The 19,294-nt window shown below is 40.6% G+C and carries 16 protein-coding genes; all 16 read right to left on the bottom strand.

Going from position 1 to position 19,294, the window contains the following annotated elements:
• Window positions 1-289: 289 nt before the first annotated feature.
• The gene (locus ACFOSV_RS11920) at window positions 290-1,234 is read right to left on the bottom strand and encodes a hypothetical protein (RefSeq protein ID WP_377906242.1); all 945 of its coding nucleotides are present in this window, start codon (window positions 1,232-1,234) and stop codon (window positions 290-292) included.
• Window positions 1,231-2,196 carry an MraY family glycosyltransferase gene (locus ACFOSV_RS11915; RefSeq protein ID WP_377906241.1) on the bottom strand — a complete coding sequence of 322 codons (966 nt, stop codon included), beginning with the start codon at window positions 2,194-2,196 and terminating at the stop codon, window positions 1,231-1,233. The genes ACFOSV_RS11920 and ACFOSV_RS11915 overlap by 4 nt, the downstream gene beginning before the upstream one ends.
• Entirely contained in the window at window positions 2,196-4,040 is a 1,845-nt protein-coding gene (gene asnB / locus ACFOSV_RS11910; RefSeq protein ID WP_377906240.1) for an asparagine synthase (glutamine-hydrolyzing), read from the bottom strand. The genes ACFOSV_RS11915 and asnB (ACFOSV_RS11910) overlap by 1 nt, the downstream gene beginning before the upstream one ends.
• A gap of 1 nt (window position 4,041) precedes the next feature.
• On the bottom strand, window positions 4,042-5,073 hold the full coding sequence (locus tag ACFOSV_RS11905) for a glycosyltransferase (RefSeq protein ID WP_377906239.1): 1,032 nt from the start codon (window positions 5,071-5,073) through the stop codon (window positions 4,042-4,044).
• The gene (locus ACFOSV_RS11900) at window positions 5,070-5,954 is read right to left on the bottom strand and encodes an NAD-dependent epimerase/dehydratase family protein (protein ID WP_377906238.1); all 885 of its coding nucleotides are present in this window, start codon (window positions 5,952-5,954) and stop codon (window positions 5,070-5,072) included. Before ACFOSV_RS11900 ends, ACFOSV_RS11905 begins: the two co-directional genes overlap by 4 nt.
• A complete protein-coding gene (locus tag ACFOSV_RS11895; RefSeq protein WP_377906237.1) occupies window positions 5,951-7,147 on the bottom strand; it encodes a glycosyltransferase family 4 protein in 1,197 nt (398 codons plus the stop codon). Before ACFOSV_RS11895 ends, ACFOSV_RS11900 begins: the two co-directional genes overlap by 4 nt.
• 3 nt (window positions 7,148-7,150) lie before the next feature.
• Entirely contained in the window at window positions 7,151-8,521 is a 1,371-nt protein-coding gene (locus ACFOSV_RS11890) for a hypothetical protein (protein WP_377906236.1), read from the bottom strand.
• Window positions 8,522-8,786: 265 nt separating this feature from the next.
• Window positions 8,787-9,260 carry a hypothetical protein gene (locus ACFOSV_RS11885; RefSeq protein ID WP_377906235.1) on the bottom strand — a complete coding sequence of 158 codons (474 nt, stop codon included), beginning with the start codon at window positions 9,258-9,260 and terminating at the stop codon, window positions 8,787-8,789.
• Entirely contained in the window at window positions 9,244-10,581 is a 1,338-nt protein-coding gene (locus tag ACFOSV_RS11880; RefSeq protein WP_377906234.1) for a phenylacetate--CoA ligase family protein, read from the bottom strand. The genes ACFOSV_RS11885 and ACFOSV_RS11880 overlap by 17 nt, the downstream gene beginning before the upstream one ends.
• Before the next feature lie 53 nt (window positions 10,582-10,634).
• Complete coding sequence (locus ACFOSV_RS11875) at window positions 10,635-12,116, bottom strand: O-antigen ligase family protein (RefSeq protein ID WP_377906233.1); 1,482 nt, start codon at window positions 12,114-12,116, stop codon at window positions 10,635-10,637.
• The gene (locus ACFOSV_RS11870) at window positions 12,109-13,200 is read right to left on the bottom strand and encodes a glycosyltransferase family 4 protein (protein WP_377906232.1); all 1,092 of its coding nucleotides are present in this window, start codon (window positions 13,198-13,200) and stop codon (window positions 12,109-12,111) included. The genes ACFOSV_RS11875 and ACFOSV_RS11870 overlap by 8 nt, the downstream gene beginning before the upstream one ends.
• A complete protein-coding gene (locus ACFOSV_RS11865; RefSeq protein ID WP_377906231.1) occupies window positions 13,197-14,339 on the bottom strand; it encodes a glycosyltransferase family 4 protein in 1,143 nt (380 codons plus the stop codon). Before ACFOSV_RS11865 ends, ACFOSV_RS11870 begins: the two co-directional genes overlap by 4 nt.
• A complete protein-coding gene (locus tag ACFOSV_RS11860; protein ID WP_377906230.1) occupies window positions 14,336-15,481 on the bottom strand; it encodes a glycosyltransferase family 4 protein in 1,146 nt (381 codons plus the stop codon). Before ACFOSV_RS11860 ends, ACFOSV_RS11865 begins: the two co-directional genes overlap by 4 nt.
• Window positions 15,481-16,887, bottom strand: coding sequence for a hypothetical protein (locus tag ACFOSV_RS11855; RefSeq protein ID WP_377906229.1), 1,407 nt, complete (start codon window positions 16,885-16,887; stop codon window positions 15,481-15,483). Before ACFOSV_RS11855 ends, ACFOSV_RS11860 begins: the two co-directional genes overlap by 1 nt.
• Window positions 16,880-18,580 carry an asparagine synthase (glutamine-hydrolyzing) gene (asnB, locus tag ACFOSV_RS11850; protein WP_377906228.1) on the bottom strand — a complete coding sequence of 567 codons (1,701 nt, stop codon included), beginning with the start codon at window positions 18,578-18,580 and terminating at the stop codon, window positions 16,880-16,882. The genes ACFOSV_RS11855 and asnB (ACFOSV_RS11850) overlap by 8 nt, the downstream gene beginning before the upstream one ends.
• Window positions 18,581-19,285 carry an acylneuraminate cytidylyltransferase family protein gene (locus tag ACFOSV_RS11845; RefSeq protein WP_377906227.1) on the bottom strand — a complete coding sequence of 235 codons (705 nt, stop codon included), beginning with the start codon at window positions 19,283-19,285 and terminating at the stop codon, window positions 18,581-18,583.
• Window positions 19,286-19,294: the final 9 nt, after the last annotated feature.

The following is a 19,294-nucleotide window of genomic DNA, read 5'->3' as shown; positions in this document are numbered from 1 at the left end:
CAATTTGAAATTCCCTTATGTGAATAATCCTTAATTCCGTTTAAGCGGGATTCCGGTACCCTTAGGTTATTCATTTCGATCTAAAAAACTAACTCTTTAAAGCCAAAAAGGGCTAAAAAAGCCCTACTAACTTTTTAAAATATGCCAAAAATACCCACAATTGGGTATTTTTTTTATGGTTTTTCGTAGTCAATTTTAACCTGTGTTAAGTTAAAATTTTGGTTTAGGCCAAATTATAAAAGGCCTAGAGTTTCTCTAGGCCTTTTTTGTTTATTCCAAGGTCATATTTTTAAACGAATGACAATAGATATTGACCTTGTGCAGTTGGGGTGCAAAATTGCTCAAAATAGGATTTCCCTCCTCGGGCGATCTTTTCATGAAGCCCTTGGTTACTTAACACTTCTGACAAAACCTGATCGTATTTTTCGGAGCTATTGATAAAATAGATATTCTCGCCATGCTCCAGACCTTTTGGGAGATCAATTTTGAAAGGAAAGGATAATACAAAAGAGGAACTATTCCAGTATTCAGCCAATCTCCAACTCACGGCACCAAGCACAGCAGGATTATTCAAGGAAACCAAAGACTTGGCGCTAAGCCTTGAAAACTCCTTTGGCCCGTATTTTTTTGTGTTCAACTCCGCATCATAGCCAAAGTTGTTTCCATCTGATCGAGGAATAAAGCCTCCTTCAAAAACTAAATCTGCATTCCGCTTACAGGCCCGAATAAATTCTGCTCGAATCTCATTGGCCCAGCCTTCCTTCTTCCAAGTGCTCCCTGAAAAGAAAATATAAGGATCATGAGAATAATTTGATGGGCTCATGGATTCATACTTCGGTCGAGAATTCAACACGTAAAGTTCTCGTGCCAAATCCTTTGGTTTCAGCCGGCGAATCAAATCCAGTCCAAACGTTTTTAAATACAATGGGATGATATTGATCGGGTAATGGGGAAAGAGGGGTCTGACCTTTTCTTGATTGTAGCTAGGGTGATCCAATAATTTATTAGTAGCAAAGTAAAAGTCACAGGCCTCATAAAGCTCTTCATTCACCCCTACTGGATCATGGTTGTCTACGACCAAAAGCTTCCCATTAGCTCTAAAAATCACAAAGCCCCTATTGTTGAATTTTTCAAAAACATTCTCCGGGCGATACTTCAGGTTTCCACTCAACTCAAGTGATTGCAGGTAGTAACTTGAATAGAAATTGGGAATATTGAGTAGGTCTATCGTCATGAGGAGTGTGCGTACTTTTTCTGTACAAAGTTTTTTCCAAAAAAGTAAAGGACACCTGCTCCCACTAAGATACCTGAAGCCAGATATGGACTAGGTGTGCTTTGTGGAAGAATAAAAAAGAGAAGGTTGATTCCTAGTTGTAATAGGGCATAGGCCAGACCAATGGTAACATGTGGGACTTTAGCCTGATTGGCCAAAATTTGATACAAATGGGTGCGATGTGGCTCTCCAATATCTTCCTTGTTTTTCAATCTTTTTGCCAAAGTCAAAAATGAATCAATTCCATAAACCATCAAGAGAAGTACAAGGGTCCATTCCCGAGACACAAGGTACCACTGTGCCATGTAATAGATCATGATAAATGCAAGCGAAATACTTCCTATATCGCCAGCAAACATAATGGCCCTTTTACGAAGATTAAATATCAAAAAGACGAGGATCGCTATAAGTTCATACTCAAGAAGCCTTATATCAAAAATTGGCAAATAGACATTTACAGCCATGATGGTCCCAAAAAACACGGCCGCATATAGGCCGGTAATTCCATTGATTCCGTCCATGAAGTTGATGGCATTCAAAATGCCCAAGGCAATAAAGTAGAGAATAGGCAATGCCCACCAATCAACCTGCTCAAAAAGACCTAAATCCATGAAAGCAAAGGTGACTGCCACGAATTGTATACCCATTCGAAGTTTGCCAGACAAGCCATAGATATCGTCTAACATGGACACTGCAGCTACCCAAATCATTCCAATGATCATCCAAGTGTGCTGAAAATCATTTGAAAACCACCAAAATAGGGCCGCAGCAGGAAACAGGATACCACCTCCACGTACAGTCACATGAGTATGAGAGCTCCGGTGATTGGGTTTATCGACAATATTGTACCTTTTTGCCAGCCGATGGTATACTAGTCCAATCAGGAGCAAAATTAGAAAGATGATGACGTTAGATAAAAACATTAAGAGGCAAACGTTTTTTGGTACCAGTATGAATTGAAAAACAACTGTCGAATAAAAGTATAATTTTTTACTGGGTCAGCTTTAAATTCATTGACTATGGAAGGGACATCAATGTATTTCAGCCAACTCATCTGAAACAATTCGCTACGGTGCATCGTCTCCAGATGCTCTCGCAGTTCAGGCACTTCGAGCATGTACTGATTCCATGGTATAGCCAGACCAATTTTTTCATGATTCTGAATATAATCAGGAAGTTTTTTTCCAATGGTATTCATAGCCAAATATTTCCCTTTTCCCTTTGTAGAAAAATATTTGTCCGGCAAAGATGCAATGCCCGTAACCAAACGATAATCAAGGAACGGTTCTCTACACTCAATGGATGCACCCATGGTCGTCCGATCATTTTTGTCATTTAAAGAGGATAAATGGGTATGCTGTTCCAAATAGAGTAATTGCCTCAAGCGGTTTTTTGGGTATATGGATTTGGCTTCTTCCAGCATTTCCACTCTATATTCAGGCAGTAGATTTAGATAGTCTAAGCCTTGCTTTTTGAATCCATCTAAGAAAATTTCATTCGCATTGGTGAGGAGTTGGAAATCGATACTTCCCACCGTCATGTAGCGTTTCAATTTCCTTAGACGCTCATTTTTCAATAATGAATCAGGCAAATACCGTAAAACCTGAAGTCCTTGATAAACCGTTTTATTCCCAAACACCTTGTAGCGAACATAGCCTCCCATTATTTCATCCGCTCCTTCACCAGTTTGCAAGACCGTCACCTTTTCTTTTGCTTTTTTGGAAAGCCCGAGAAGCAAACCATCTGTAAAATGCATCAAGGGCTCGTCATTTATTCGGATAGATTCGTCAAGTAGATCGACCAAGTTTGAGCCGATGAATTCATAGCCGTTATATTCTACTCCATAATCCTTAGAAATTCGCTGCGCCAAATGCGATTCATCCTTACTGAATCCAGGAAATTTCAAATTCCAAGTACTGATCTCTGTGTGCCCCAGTTCATGCTGTGCATAAAGCACCCCGGTACTGTCCAAGCCACCACTTAGCATGGTTCCTACGGGAACATCAGAAATCATTCGAAGTCTTACAGAGTCAAGGAAAGTTTCTTCATACCAGTCAAATGGTTTTGATATCTCTTGATGACTTAGCGCTTCCTCTCCAAGATGATACCATCTCTTTTCTTCCTTCAGCTCCCCTCCTTTCCATATTTGATAATATCCGGGTAAAAGCCTTTTCACTCCGTCAAAAATGGTATTTCTACCACTCACATGTCGATAAAAGAAAAGTTCGGCAAGATTATCCTCTTCTACAGCTTTAGTAATACCCTTGGCAAATAAAGCCTTGGGTTCTGAGGCAAAAGAAAAAGCCGTCTCATCATCTACATAGAAAAGTGGTTTCACCCCATATCTATCCCTTACTAGATACATTTGCCCCTTTTCTTTTTCAAAGAATGCAAAAGCAAAAAATCCATTCAATCGAGATAAAACCGAAATCCCATACTCCATCAAGAGATAAAGTAAAACCTCAGTATCTGATGTCGTTTTGAAGGTGTAGCCCTTGTTTTTCAGCTCGGGATAAAAGTCCTTGAAATTGAAAATTTCGCCATTAAAGACTAGGATGAATTTACCGCAATCCGATTGATAAGGCTGATTGGCGTGCTCACTGAGGTCCAGAATGGACAATCTTCTATGCCCAAGTGCCAGAGACTCCTCCACATAGTAGCCATAGGCATCTGGCCCCCTATGTACTATGGCATCACACATTTGTTTCAACTCAGCTTTGCTCGCTGGTTGGTTTCTTTTATTCCAAAATCCTGCAATTCCGCACATTTTATTTTGAGTATAGGGCTTTTTGGTATTGATCAAAGAAGAACTCCATATTCTTCTTCAAATCGCAATTCTTTTCTATATAGGCTCGATTAAAGCGAATACCTTCTTCGTACTTTTCTGGAGAATTAAGAAATTTTTCTATTCCTTCTGCCAAGGCTTCCACATTTCCCACAGGGATTAAAAAACCATTAAATCCATCCTTTATAAAAGCTCGATTTGCAGAAAGATCCGTGACAATCGGAAAACAGCCACATGCCATTGCCTCAAAAAGGGAGGCTGAAACTCCATCGGTCTCGGGAACTGAAATATAGACTTGGGCCTGTCGTAGAAAATTAGGAAGATCGTGATTATCAATTCTTCCCTCAAATTGGATCATGTCCTCCACTCCTTGATCTTTGGATTTTTGAACCAAAGAATCAAAAAGTTCTCCATCTCCAATAAGTTTGCACTCCATGTGAATCCCTTTTGATTTCAGGATTTTCGCAGCATCGATGATTTCAGAATGTCTATAAATTGGGTAAAGACTTCGGGTGACAATGGCAGAATTCGACTGCTTTTGCGCTGGAGCTTCAAATCGAAATCTATCTAAGTTTAATCCCTTGGGCTTCACCAAAATCCTGGCTGGATCAGCTCCACATTCAAGCATTGCAGGCGTCATTACCCAGCCCCAAGCATGAATGAGTTCAGCCCGTCTGTATATGGCTGTTTGCAACTTCTTTTTGTACCAGCCGGCAAAACCATGCTCTGGATACACATCTGAAATGCCTTGCTGTGCTACAACCCGCACTTTGGCATTTACAAAAAGACTAAAAAACCCATAGCTCGTAGATCGCTCTGCAAGTGAAATATCGTATTGTTCTCTAGAAAAAATCAGATTGGAGAAAAACTTAATCGCCTCAATCATCCTGGCCATTCTTGAGCCCGTTCTTGGTAATTCTTTGGTATCGATTTTAACACCCGATACGGTCTGAATTCCTTGAATCCAAGTTTGAGCATCCGCTCTGTAGGTTTCACCTAAAAAAAGTATTTTCATTTCGAAATTCTAAAATTACCAATGACAGATCGAGGCTCCCAACCCAATTCGTGTTTGGCCTTTTCAGAAGAAAATGTCAATGAATGTTTCAATTTTTCCAGTCTGTAACTATTCAGTGGAAAGGCCGAAATTCTATCCCCTACTTTTGCAAAAAAGTTTAATGGACCTTCTGGAAAGGTTTTAACACTTTTCCCAAATTGAGAAGACAAATAGGCTTCAAGCTCTTTCATTTTTGGGTCATGTCCATCGGTAAGGTTATAAATTCCAGAGTGGCCTTGCCATTTGAGCAGCTGCTGCGCAAGATCTTCTGCCAGCACCATTGACTTCTTGGATTCTGCACTACCTAATCTGAAATAGTATCCTTTGCGAATTGCCTTGATCATGGCTCCGAGATTCCCTGGAGGATTAGCTCCTACCACCAGTGGGAGTCTTAGAATCAAATAATTTATCCCTTCCCTTTTGGCCCAAGACTCAACGAGTTGCTCAGCCATAATTTTACTTTTGCCATAAGGAGAAACGGCGTCTAGGTCATGATTTTCGGTGATTAACTCACCTTTTTCCAAACCATAGACAGCGACGGTACTGATGAAAACAAATTGTTTTGGTGGGTTTTTAATGCCTTCAATCAGGTTCTTGGTTCCTTCAAAATTAACCGCAAAAAACTCTTTTTTTTCCGCTTCAGTCTTAGGAACACTGTGGGCCTTGCCTGCCGAGTGAATCAGAATATCCACTTCGGGTATTTCTGGCTTTTCCTTGGCTAAATCTGCAATAATCTGATTCGAATCGCCTCTACCCAAGGAGATCACTTCATGATTTTTCCGGAGTTCTTCCAAGAGAATAGAGCCTAGAAATCCTGAAGCACCTGTAAGCAGAATTTTCATCTTACGGCTTCTTCTATGGCCTTCAGCATTTTATTTGCCAAATAATCCTTGTCAAACTTTTTAGCCGCTATGATTTTGGCTCGTTCACCCATCGCATCAAGTTGCTCGCTTTGGGAGTCTAATTGAATTAATGTCTGAGCCAACTCTTCAGGATCATTTGGATTGAGTGTGAATCCAATTTCATTCTCCTTCAAAAAGTCTTTCATCCAACCTTGCGTATTTTGTACCACAGGTACCCCAGCAGCCAGAGATTCAAAAAATTTATTTGGAGAAGAGGTATCCAAAACGGGTGTTCCACGCAAAGGAACCAGGGATACCATAGCATGCTGGACGTAGCTCACCAAATCTTCCTTTGGCATCAAATTCCAAATCAGAAGATTCCGAAGCTTATGTTTCCCAATGTTCTCTTGAATAATTTCCCGCTGTTGCCCCTCTCCAATCATCAAAATCACAAGGTCTTCTCTGTCCCTTTTCTTGAGGATTTTAGCCGCTTCCAGTAGCCATAGGGAATTATTGACCATCCCGATATTTCCCGTGTAAATGGCATACTTTTTTGGCATTAGACCATCCTTAGATTTAAATGCTTTTGGCGTAGCAAACAAAGGGATATTGGCGGCATTGGTCACGTCAATGACATTGGTGTTAGGGAATCTTTTTTGGATGTTTTCCCGCATGCCAATGCTTAGTCCCACCACCAAACTAGATGCTTTATAACATCTGCTTTCCAAGGCATAGGCGATTTTTTGGATCGTTTTGTTCTTGATTAATCCAAGCTCGATCGCTCCTTCTGGCCACAGATCCCTCGCCTCAAAGACCATTTTCTTGCCTCGAAGATAATGTGCAACCAATCCAGGTATGCCAACAGTGATGGGGCCGGATGATGAGATCACTACGTCCGCCTTTGCTGTCAAGGCAAACCAAATCGAACAAACCGCATAAGCCAAAAAAGTGTAAATCCGCTTAAGAGTAGGCTGCTTGTTATCTATTCGTACATTGATCACAGTCACATCCACGCCTTCGATTTTTTGATGCTCGATAAATTTTTTGGCCTTCAAATCCGACTTGGAGTAGATAGATGTCACCACTTGAACTTGATGGCCCTGTTTGACCCATTCCTGAGCGAATTCATGTACTCGAGTACCCCAAGATCCTTTTGGCGTAGCATAATACTGATAGAAGTAGAGTATTTTCAAAATCTAATCAACGAATCTAACAGGCCCAGGGCAGTTGTCAACTTGTAAATTATCCCCTTCAATTTGGTACTGAATGGAAGATAACTTCCTATAAAAGTGATGCATTTCTTTCACAGTGGGGTTCCATACTTTGCCTTGACGGATCAGATTTCCTAATTCCCTCAGAGCAGATTTAGCCTTTTGATTGATTTCACCCGATTCGTCCAAAAACAATCTTCCTTGGTGGTTTTGTCCCGTGTAGGCCAAATAGGTATGGGCTATCAATACGCCTTTTTCCCTTTGCATTTTGTCCAAGCCATATTGGCTAAAGACTGCTTCATAATTTTTCACCGAGGCTGTCTGAAAGGACCAAATATCATTATCCTCAAAAAGTGGGTTTTTATAAAAAACAGTTGAAAAAGAGCTGAAATGATTGGGACTAGTCCGATTGAAAAGATTTCTTTTCCAAATTTTGGAATCCAGTGAATTACCGAGGGAAGACAAGCCATTTTTGAGCAAATCCACAATGGCATTCTGTTCTCTATTCTTGGCTTTGCTTAGACTGACCTGCAGCCTTTTTACAGCAAAGTCCAAATCTTCATTGGTACCATAGCTCAACCAAGCCTTGAACAAACGACTTGTGTCTTCTGGTAGTCCAAGCTCTTGGTGTAAGTATTTACTTTTCCACAAAGCAGCTATCGAACTGTCGATGGGAGCAAGTTGATTGTTACAGTTTGCTGTGGCCTCAAATGCATCCACATAATTCCAGTTTAATCTAATTCCTTTCTCACTTTGATGGGCTGCCCATTGGAAAAGATCCTCCGGCTTTTGGCGAGTGGCATTGTAGCTTAGGAATCCATGATCAATGTAAGTTTCAATAGTCTGGAGTTCGTCCGGGGACTGGTAGTTTTGAAAATGTGAAACACTATCAGGCCCCTCTGATTTACTGAAAGCATGATATGCGAGTTCATGCCCATCATTTTCCCACTTTTTGAATTCCTCTAAAATCCCAGGATGTTCTAAGGAAGCAGTAAAGGGATGATGACTGTAATCGTACAAAAAGATTCCTTTGGTTATCCTTATACCACACTCTTTGAGAATTTCTCTTTGGCGAAGCAGTAATTCAGGAGTATCAAAATCACAGTGATCTGTGAAGCATACGGTTGGCAAAAAACCCAAGGGTGTTCTCGCCCACTCTGGAACCTTAGCGTATGTACAAAAAAAACTCAATTCATATTGAGTCCCTTCCGGCAGTGAGAATTCTTTATGCCAAATTCTTTTATCGGCTTCATCATAAGTAAATGAAGGTGTAAGGTCTGGATGGATTAAATGCCACCTAAGTTTTTGCTTTTTGGGAAAGACTTCCCAAGCCCCAAAGTTGGACAACGCCATCATTTTTTGTCCGTCATCAAACCTCAAAATCCTCGATGAATTATTCGAAAGGATCACGGAGTTGGAAGATATTTCAGCCCATTCATAATCAGCACTCCTAAAGAATGAGGGAGCTTTTTCCAAAAAAAAATCAACACTCAACTCACTAATTCTCTGACTCTTGAATACACTCAGTTGAAGGGAAAATTTGTTCTCAGCTTGACCTGAGAATATTTCCAAAAAGGAGGCAGAATCGAGCTTTCGGGAACCAAGCCTAACATTGACTTGATCAAAGCGTATCAAGTTCCTCCTTTCTTTTATCCAGGTAAATGGGCCCTATTTTTAGGCATTTGATTCTGGCAATTCGTTTAAAACCAGCTTTTTCTATTCCAATTATTGAAGGTTTGTTTTGGGGAGAAACTAAAATAAAAATCTGCGAGAAAGGAGAAAAACGATTTTTAAGATAGGTCAGCATTGCCGGATAAAGCCCTTTCCCTCTATATTCAGGAAATGTCACACAATCCCCAATGCAAACCATCGGAGATTTAAAGCCGAAACTCTTGAGCAGTCTACTGTGGTGAAATACTTTGCTTTTATGGGCCAGTTCACTTCCGTCGAAAAAGCTAAACACATCCTTAGACTTTTCAGAGACCGGAAATGGCAAATAGGTGTCTGTTTCCAATAAATCGGCATCTACTTTTTCGTGAAAGTAAACGAACTGGTCTACATGTACTGGTTTGATTTTATTAAACAGACTTTGCATTAGACTGATTGAATCTGTTTTCGATCAATTGGAATTTTCCTGATTTTGCTTTAGAGATTTGATCCAGTTGTTTGAATTCTATCTCGAATTTTTCACCCACCACCCGCTCGATCTCATTTTGTACAGCAATAAAAAAAGTATCATCCAAGGTCTCCGATGAAACCATTTCTACCTCTAATCGATTTTCGCCCAGTTGAATAAATTTAAACTGATCGACTTGAGAGAAATTTTTCATCAGCCTTACCACCGTTTGAACTGTAATGAATTTCCCTTTTTCGGTCAGGATAAATTCCGTGATACGTCCGATGACTTCTTCAATAACCGGCAATTCAAGACCACATTTGCAAGGCTCTTGATTTCCTTTGATCGCTAGATCTCCAACTTCATATCGAATAAGAGGTGTAGTGAAATTATCCAAACCCGTCAAGATCACTCTGCCAGTCTCACCCGGTTTCACTTCCTGATCATTTTCATCTAGGATTTCTAAAACCAAATGGGGACTCATCAAATGGTATTTCCCATAAGTACATTGTGAAGCGATCAGAAAGCCTTCCGAAGCTCCATACGTATCAAAAACAGAGCAAGAAAAAGCCTCCTCTATTTCTTGCCGAAAATTGGGTAAGAGTTTTTCGCCAATGGAAATAACCCCATCGAATTTAACATCTCGGATTCCATACTTCTTGGCAATTTTGGCAAATAAGAAAATACTTGATGCATAGCCGACAAAGTAAGCTCTAGGCTCCTTACGGAGTATTTCCAATTCTTCTAAAATCTGTTTCTCGTCATGTGTAACCGCATCGATATATCTTGTGTTGAGCAGTTTATCCTTAACCTTTTTATCAAAGCTTCGCTTGGTGTTTACGCCTGTTTGCAACAAAGATTTTCCGAATTGATACCCTGCCCACTCCCACCAGATTATTTGAAGTGCGCGATTGTTGGATAACTCTGATTTAGAAAAATAAACTTTGGAAGGAGCTCCAGTGCTGCCTGAGGATGTAATTCCTACCAGCTTGTCTAAATCTTTTCGAGTGAGAAATGAATCTAAATCATCCTTCAATTTTTGCTTTGGAAGGATTGGGAATTTCCGAAGCCAAGTATATGGATCTTCAGTCTCTTTAATATCTAATTTGGCATAGTGCTCCGAATTTTGACTCGCAAAACGTAGCATCTCCTTGAGCTTCAAGGCTTGAAGGTTTTCAAGATCCTCCTTTTTCCCTTTGAGCTTTTTTCGCCAATAACGAAGCTTATCAATAAATGAAGTACTTAAAGCTAGGTCTCCCAGCGTCAAAAGGAACTCAATATTTCTTTGAGTGAAATTCAAGGGATTAACTATTTACTCGAGTCCAAACGCCCACTATCAAACACAGATGCTTGCTATTTCTCTTTTAGGGATGAATTGGACGTCCCATCTTCTGACAGGACTGGCTCAATAGGCTTTAATTTCATTACAGCTGGCGATCTGAAGCTCATTTTCCGTTTCCTAAACCTGGCCTTTTTCAAAGCACCTGGACTAGTTTTAATGCTCAAGAGACTAAGTCCTAGAAGTGCCGGAGTAACATAAGTACGCATAGCGGCATGGAATGTAGTATAAACGGCTACGATATATAGCGCCATTAGTACTCCTCTGATCAAAGGGTTGGGATGTGATTTAAAGAGCTTTATACCTAAATAACATAGGATTACAAAATATACGAAACCTAAAACCCCATGCTCTGCTAGTAACCTACTCAACTCGACATGAGCGATCGTTCCATTCATGGTTTCTCTCAAGAATCTCGAAGCACCGGCACCGACACCAAGGAAGAAATGTTCAAACCACAGAGACACATCTCCCAAAAAGATATCGAATCTTCCGGTAGAGATAGTATTCAAAGTTTTGACCTTGCTACCTTGAATGGTCCCCATAGTCTCTCCCTGATACCGAAGAGACAAGAGACCATTGGTGATCTGGTCTACCACGACGAAAGCAAGGATACCAATCAAAATGGTCGGAATGACAAATTTTCCAATTTTGGGTAGGTTGTATTTTCTTTTCTCTCGAGATGAGGCCTGCCGTAGAAAATAAAGTATGGTCAAAACCCCTAAAGCTGTTCCGATCATACCTCCTCTTGAGAAAGTCAAAAGTCCTTGAAATGAAAGGGCAAAAAGAATAGCAACATCGACATAAAAATTTCCCGAAAACTCCCATTTATTGACCAATAAAATGAAAACGAGTAAGGTTCCTAATCCAAAAAGCGTTGACACTTGGTTCGAACCGAACCCTCCACTCAAATCTAGGTTTGCACCCAAAACGAATTCAACTTCGCTAAAATCTGGGGTTTTGATAAAAGTGTAGCTCAATACGCCTAGAATAGGATAAACCATCATCCTTAGCACATTACCCAGCTCTTCGGTGGAGAATTTCTGTTTGTAAAAAAACCAACATACCAAGGCCACATTTACAGCACCTAAAACATTGAATATTATATCAGAACGTTGTACAAGTCCTGAAGCATCAATGAATAAGCTCGGCACCAAGCAGATCAACATGATCATCCCACTTTTACCAATTGTTTTGAATTGGAAAATCGCCCAAATCATACCTGCTGCCAATAGATATTTCCCAAGCTCGTAAGGAATGAATGGTGAGGTTCTCGCCATCCTAGACAAAAGCTCAAATGAGGTCAGGTAAAAAAGCAAAGAAACCAAAACGAAGGGAGTCTCACGTTTTTTAACTACTTGCGCTAAAGATGAAAAAGTCACAAAATAAAACCATCCAATCACTATGAAAGGAGAAACCGTAGCCGAAATACCTAGAAGTAAATGGAATATCACCCAGAAAAATGGCCTCTTATTGAGTATGAGATACTTAATCATTTGATGTTTGCTCTATGCCTAGGTTCATTAAAATCTCCTGATACCCTTTATAAAACTCCTTGAAACCGTAATGGTCTGCTACGTGAATTTTAAAGCTATCTCCTTTTGCCTTGCCCTTTTCGGGGTTTTGGATCAAATTTAACATAGCTTTCGACAGAGCTTCGGAATCTCCCTTGTCAATCAAAATCCCATATTCTCCATCTTCCAAAACTTTGGAACATTGCCCCACTTTAGTCGAAATCACTGGCAAACCTGCCAGTCCGTACTCCAAAAGGGCCACAGGAAGACCCTCACGATCTGAGGCGACCAATCCTGCATCTGCCTCAGCAATAACCCTACTCGTGTCTGCAGTCGGCCCATCTACGGTGATCCACTCATTTAATTCTTCATTTGCCACAGCCTCTTCTACTTGCCTTTTCCAATCAGGCTCGATAGCCGCACCAACCATCCTTACATGGAAGGAAAGATTACTGGATTTCAACCTTTTCACAGCATCAAGTATATGAAAATGCCCTTTCTCCTGACGATAATTTGCCAAATGTAAAAATCTATACTTTTCCGAAACTTGCTTTTTCCCCAGAGTTAAATGAGGAAAGTTGCTTAGGTATTTAATCTGATTTAAACTCTTTAACTTTCTGTGAAGCCAATAATTGCTCGTACTTTCATCAGCAGTAACCACAAAATCAATCCTTGATTTCATCCAATCCAATTCCTTCCTCGGGTTGTTTTTGACAACATCCTCTGAAACACCTAGATGGTCATGCCAGATTAATTTCAACTTAGGCTTCAGGAGCTTCAGTCCCACTCCCCAATAAATAGAGGTACCATGCGCATGGATAATATCAGGTTTGAAATCAGTAACTATTTTTTTGAGTTTCTGAAAAGCTGAAAGATCAAAAGTATTCTTTTTACCAAGGAACACAAGGGTTTCTTGTCGCCTCACAAGATCAGAAAGCAAACCATCTAATCTACTCACAACCAGAATATTAGTAATCCCTAGTTCATCAAATGAATTAGCTAGATTTACAGCCATTCTCTCAGCTCCTCCAGGATTTAAGGTATCAATGAGTTGAAGTATCCTCAAGCCTCAAGAGGTTGGTTTTCTAAGAGATTTTTGATTTCCTCCTCAAAGGACTCCAAGGTATATTGCTGGGACCAATTAATTCCTGCTATCACCTTTTTCTTATAAAGAGATTCGTTCGTGGCTAAGTTTTCGATCCTTTGAACCACCTCATCTACGTTCGGCTCTACTAGCTCACCGCGTTCGCCGAATCCAAGCATCTGGGGCACACATGAAACAGCTGTGGTCACAGGTAAGCATCCCCAAAACATGGCTTCTGCCACAGCCTTTGGCCAGCCTTCACTTCGAGAAATAAAAATCAGAAAATGAGCTTCTTGATAGGCAATTTTGACTTTCTCAGCGGGCTGATTGCCATGCAATTGAATCGAATCGGCTAGCTTATTTTTTATAATGTATTCTTGGAGGTCAGATCGAAGCTCTCCTTCTCCGTACAGATCAAGCCTGACATTCCACCCTGAATTCAGCAATCGTTGGCAAACCTGAATAGACAAAAGGGGTTGTTTTCCTGTATCAAGAGTTCCTACAAACATAAATTTGATAGGTGTTTTTCTGGAAAGCGCTCTCGGTTCAATTACTTTTATTTCCTTTTCACTATAGGAAGCAGTAAAGAAAGGCCGAATATTTTTGGATTCATTTGGCCATTCTCCATAAACTAAAACAGCCATATTTTTAGTCCAATTGGTATTGCCTAAAATCTTTTGCTGAAGTTTATAAGTATATGGTTGACTGCTCGATTTATCCCAATTCCCCGCATACTTGGCTGTTTTCACTTTCTTTGGGAAAAACCCCTGGACCAAACTCCCTACCAATCCCATATTTCCTGGGCACCTTAGGTGGATATGATCTGCCCTCTTCATGGCATTCCATGTTTTCAAAAGAATACCTGGCAAATTGATCACGGTTTGGATTTTTGACGAAATGGAGGTGGTATTGAACTCTTTGACTGGAGCTAGGGTGATATTTTCGTGGTCAAAAGGAATATCAATGGGGTCCTTTGGATGGAGACTTGTGAAGGGAGCCAAAATTATCACTTCATCCACGTATTTGATCCATAAATTCATCTCCCGGACATAAGGTCCATAGGCGTAAATTTTACCATTGATCAACTTGTGAACCACATGACCAACAATCAAAAATTTCATTTGGAGCGGAGGATTTCAGAATAGAAGGCTACATTCTTTTTGGTTATCAACTCCGGATCAAATTTACTATGTACTTTTTTTCTAGCTGCAGCTCCAATTTCTCCGAGCTTTTCCCTCCCTTGCAAAGCTTGAATCACCGTTTGGGCAATGCTTCGCGGATCCAACGGATCACAAAGCCAACCAGTCACCCCATGGTCTATGGTCTCTGGGCCGGGGCCCTTGTCCGAAAAGATCACGGGCTTTCCCATGGACATAGCCTCTGGAGCCACTAAGCCTTGGGTTTCCATATGTGAGGGAAAAACACATATTTCGGCTTGCTCATAGTACTTTGGAAGATCATCATGTGATACGGGTCCATGAAAATTAATTTTCTCCAAAATTTCCGCGGGAGTGCTTTCTTTGAGCATTTCTGTAAATGAGAGTCCTTGAGAGTCACGGGAATCTCTGCCGTACACCTCAAGATGTACTTCAGGAAATTTCTCTATGATTTCCGGAAGGGCAAGAATAAGTTGCCTAATCCCCTTTTTCTCGCAGACTGTCCCAGCAAACACTAGTTTCCCCTTAACAACCTTATCGGGATCGGCCTCATAAAACTTAGTCAGCGGAACAGGATAATTGATGACCTCAACCCGCTTACCCCCAAAAGACAAAAGCTTTCCAGTATGGACTTTCACATAGTCTGAGACTGCGATAAAAGCGACTGCTTTTTGGAAAGACCTTTTCTCTTGAAAGCTTTTCCAGCGGTTGACTTTCCTATTTTCTCCTTCTGCAAAAAAATGATGTCCTCCATGAAGCCGAATTACATACGTAAAATCTGAATGCCTTTTTAGAAAAGCGAAATTTAATTCGGACCCTTCTATGATATCGATTGGAGTTTGGGTATGGATTGATACTAGCTCAGTGAAAACGTCCTGATAATTTTTACGCCATGCCAGCACTTTAGATTTACGATGGGGAATGGTGATTACCCTTACTCCTTCAATAATTTCCTCCATACGGATGTCCACAAAACCAATTCCTAGGACTGTCACATGGTGACCTTGACGAAGAAGCTCCTTGGTAAATGTGCTTAAGAAAGTTCCTATTCCGCCATAAATGGCACCTGGTTTAGGGAATTCTTGAGATAAAAAACAAATATGCATTAGACTTGAATAGATTCTTTATTTGCCACGTCCACGAGGAGTTTCGCCAGATTACTAGCCGCGGATTGATTTTGGGATTCTGCTCCTATTATTCTATTCATCCATTTTTTGCGATCCTTTGCCATTTGATCCGGATGATCTAAAATAGCTCTTACTTTTTCCTTGATCTCCTCAGTCCCATTTGCCCAAACAATGGCATCCCATGTACCCATAGATTTGAAATGCTGGAAGTTGTAAATATCCCTTACAGTCCATTCTTGATCAGCAGTATGATCGTAATTCAGATATAAACCAGGACTATCAAACCAACTGAAATCCAAAGCCATGGTGGACCCTATGTTAACCACAGTCGCGCAATGGTAGCTCAGGTTTACCAAATGATGAATATCCTCAGGCAAAGGATAAAACTCATTCCAATGCTTCCCTTTGTTCCATTTAGGTGGGAGGTGGACGATCTTAGGGAAATCTTTTAAAACATCGGCATAGCGGTCTGCAGACTCCACGGGTACCTGACGGAAAAGTAACTGAACATCATCTTCCTCGTCCAAAGCATTGGCAACATCTCGAAGGTAAGCTGCGTCGAAGGGAGAAGTTTTGATATCACAGCCTGAAAAACAAACCCATTTTTTTTTGGAATCAAGACCGTGTTCCCTAGCAAAATCTTCACGCGTTTGAATTGAGCGCATGTTTTTATAAAAGTCAAACTGGGGTGTACCAGTAATACTAATCTGATTTCCTTCGATTTCGGGATAGTAAAATTGTAGCTCAGATTTCATGTGTTCAGACCAGACTGAATAAAAATCAGTTCTCAAGGGAAGTCTCGCTTTGGGTAAATTATCCCAAGAAAAAATCGAAGCTACCGTAGGTATTTTTAATGCTTTTGCGGCTTCCATGGCAAAAGCTGCCCCCGGAAATCGTTGATGAGTACACAGGATCACGTCAGGATTCATATCCTTCAGATCTGATAAATACTGCTTATAAGCTGGAGTTTTAGAAAGACGTGAAAAATATATTTTTTCAGTATTCAAAATACCCTCATATCCTTTAATCCGCTTGCCCAGAAACTCTGATAATCTAATAAGGGCTTTCCGTTTTAATGGCCCTTTTCTCTCATGCCAGTTCAGCATGATCGTAGGATTATCTGTGATTCCAGCGTTGTGTACAAGCCTGGCATAAGTACTACTCTCGCGAAGAATCTGAACAGTCAAATCCTCCTTAAAGCCCTTAAAAGTTTTTTGCTGTGGTAGATACCCGCTCACCTTAGCTGAAAGCTCAACTACCTGCGAGGCTAGGGCATGCCAGATCACAACCTCATGTCCTGATTCATAGAGCTGACGGATAATATCAGAATAAAGGTAATTTCGGATTCCTACTCCATCAGGAATCAAAAAGCAAATTTTACTCATATAAGATCTCTGCTGAATTTATCCATTGCCAGATGTAAAAGCTATTGTCATTTTCACCCTTTAAATAACGATCCCAGTAATCCAACATTACCTTCTTATCGAACCAACTCGAGTGCTCAGCCAGCCACTGAATTCTATCCCCGGACCAATCTTTTAATTCTCCGCCAAGCCATTCTCGTTGTGGTGTTTGTAAAGGTCTTTTCGGGGCTAAAGTGATTGAATCTCCTAAGAATTTATTGGCAATTTGACGAAGCGCATATTTTTGGACACCATTTTTTCGCTTGAAATTCTCAGGTCTTGAAAATGCGTATTCCACCAGCCTATAATCTAAAAATGGCTCTCTAAGTTCTGTGCTGTAAGCCATACTCATTCGATCATTGAAGCGTAGGGCACGTGGAATTTTGGTATAAAACAAATCTCTATACTGAAGATTAAGTAGCCGTTCAGAAAAAGGTTCTGGAAATGATTTGTACTCTGCCTTACCTAAAAAATCTTTCCTTAAACTATCAGCTTTTACAGGAGAAGACTTGACACCCTGAACTATAGAGTTTCCCGTCTGAAAATAATAATCATAGCCAGCCCAAGACTCGTCAGCCCCTTGTCCATCAAGTAAAACCAATACACCCTTTTCTCTGGCTCTTTCAAAAACTTTTCCATAAGCTAGCGTGGGTATACCGCCAAATGGTTCCATCTGCAGGGCTGAAAACCGCCTCGTCAACTCAGGGACTTCTGAAGCTGTGAGGAGACAAGTATTTAATGGGAAATTGGTTTTGGAAATCATCTCTTTCACCCAAGGAAGCTCATCATATCGTTCATCCTCAGTGTAAAACGTGAAAGCCTTGATACTCTCTGACCCGGGATTTTCGGCAGAAACTAATGCTAATAATGTGCTCGAATCCAAGCCACCACTCAAGTTGAATCCTACCGGAACATCTGCTCGAAAACGCAATTTGATAGAATCTCTCATTAACTGAAGAATATAATCCTCTTCATCTTTATGAGAAACTTCGCCCAAATTCTTGACCGCCTCAACAAAAAAGTACCATTGAGATATCTTCTTCCCTGCTTTAGAAATTTCTAGATAGGATCCTGCCGGCAATTGATAAACGCCGTCCCAAAAGGTTTCATCCGGCATGCCATATACTCCCTTGCTAAAGAATGAGGCCCAAACACTTTGCTTAGGTGTTTTTTCAATCCCACCTGCGAATAAAGCTGGAATTTCAGATGCGAAAAAGAACGAATCCTCAAAGTCACTGTAATAAAAAGGTTTAACTCCAAACCGATCTCTAGCAGCAAACAGCTTTTCCTCCACTTTGTCCCAAATGGCAAATGCAAACATACCATTGAGCTTATCCAAGCAACCTACCCCCCACTGAATATAAGCCTGGAGCAAGACCTCAGTATCGGAGCCAGTCCGAAAATGATGACTTTTGGCAAGATCAGCTCGAAGCTCTAGATAATTATAGATTTCACCATTGAAAATGATGCAAAATCTATGATCAGGACTAAAAAATGGCTGATTACCTGCTTCGGATAAGTCAATGATAGACAGTCTATTATGACCTAATGCAATCTTACCATTTTCAAGAAATTCACCTTGATTATCCGGGCCTCGATGGCTTTGCGCTTTTAGCATCGCTTCAAGCCTATTTAGACTACCAGCTCTCCCCAGTATTCCTGCTATTCCACACATTTAGGTTGACGGAAAAAGTTTTGATGCCATATCCTCTGCCTGTGCCCAATCAGCCATGGTATCCAGATTTACATGAGTAGATTCATCGCCTAAAACATATCCCACCTTGGAACCATAAAGACTTCTCTGACTCGTCAAAACCTGTGTCTTTGTCAGATAAAGACCGCCATCTCTATAATAGCTAGCCGGCAATTCTTGTCTTCTAGGAATAATCTTTTCTTCCCCTGTGGCTATTTTAAGATAGCCTTGATTGTTTGGTTCAAACACCCAATGAGGATTGAATTCATGAGGAACGGGTAAAACCGAAATAACAGAGTCTGAATCCTGATCCATCATCAATTGAATGGCTTCATCGATGATTCCTTTTCTTCGAAAGGGACTAGTCAGTTGCAAAATGCAAACAGCATCGAAAAACACTTCTCTAGAAGCAAAATATTCTATCGCATGAAGTAATACTGCCAAAGTTGGAGAATTGTCTGCGGCCAATTCGCTCGGCCTTTCAAAAGGCACTTCTATTCCCAAATCGCTACCGACGGCCATAATTTCGGGATCATCGGTACTTAATATAACTCTTGAAAGCAGCTGACTCTCTAGAGCAGATTGGACAGTATAAGACATCAGAGGCTTCCCGTTCAGAATTTTAATATTCTTTCTTGGAATTCCTTTTGATCCTCCTCGAGCAGGTATAATACCTAAGACATTCAAGTATATCTG

Source organism: Algoriphagus namhaensis (genome assembly GCF_042649705.1).
GTDB lineage: Bacteria > Bacteroidota > Bacteroidia > Cytophagales > Cyclobacteriaceae > Algoriphagus > Algoriphagus namhaensis.
The sequence above is the reverse complement of the archived record's forward strand: the minus strand, read 5'-3'. Positions and strand labels throughout refer to the sequence as shown.

What these genes read in the sequence shown, in the direction of transcription:
- ACFOSV_RS11900 (WP_377906238.1), bottom strand. Translation starts at nt 5,954, where the DNA reads ATGAAAATTCTGCTTACAGGTGCTTCAGGATTTCTAGGCTCTATTCTC.
- ACFOSV_RS11860 (WP_377906230.1), bottom strand. Translation starts at nt 15,481, where the DNA reads ATGCATATTTGTTTTTTATCTCAAGAATTCCCTAAACCAGGTGCCATT.
- ACFOSV_RS11915 (WP_377906241.1), bottom strand. Translation starts at nt 2,196, where the DNA reads ATGTTTTTATCTAACGTCATCATCTTTCTAATTTTGCTCCTGATTGGA.
- ACFOSV_RS11920 (WP_377906242.1), bottom strand. Translation starts at nt 1,234, where the DNA reads ATGACGATAGACCTACTCAATATTCCCAATTTCTATTCAAGTTACTAC.
- asnB (WP_377906240.1), bottom strand. Translation starts at nt 4,040, where the DNA reads ATGTGCGGAATTGCAGGATTTTGGAATAAAAGAAACCAACCAGCGAGC.
- ACFOSV_RS11890 (WP_377906236.1), bottom strand. Translation starts at nt 8,521, where the DNA reads ATGATGGCGTTGTCCAACTTTGGGGCTTGGGAAGTCTTTCCCAAAAAG.
- ACFOSV_RS11875 (WP_377906233.1), bottom strand. Translation starts at nt 12,116, where the DNA reads ATGATTAAGTATCTCATACTCAATAAGAGGCCATTTTTCTGGGTGATA.
- ACFOSV_RS11885 (WP_377906235.1), bottom strand. Translation starts at nt 9,260, where the DNA reads ATGCAAAGTCTGTTTAATAAAATCAAACCAGTACATGTAGACCAGTTC.
- asnB (WP_377906228.1), bottom strand. Translation starts at nt 18,580, where the DNA reads ATGTGTGGAATAGCAGGAATACTGGGGAGAGCTGGTAGTCTAAATAGG.
- ACFOSV_RS11865 (WP_377906231.1), bottom strand. Translation starts at nt 14,339, where the DNA reads ATGAAATTTTTGATTGTTGGTCATGTGGTTCACAAGTTGATCAATGGT.
- ACFOSV_RS11855 (WP_377906229.1), bottom strand. Translation starts at nt 16,887, where the DNA reads ATGAGTAAAATTTGCTTTTTGATTCCTGATGGAGTAGGAATCCGAAAT.
- ACFOSV_RS11905 (WP_377906239.1), bottom strand. Translation starts at nt 5,073, where the DNA reads ATGAAAATACTTTTTTTAGGTGAAACCTACAGAGCGGATGCTCAAACT.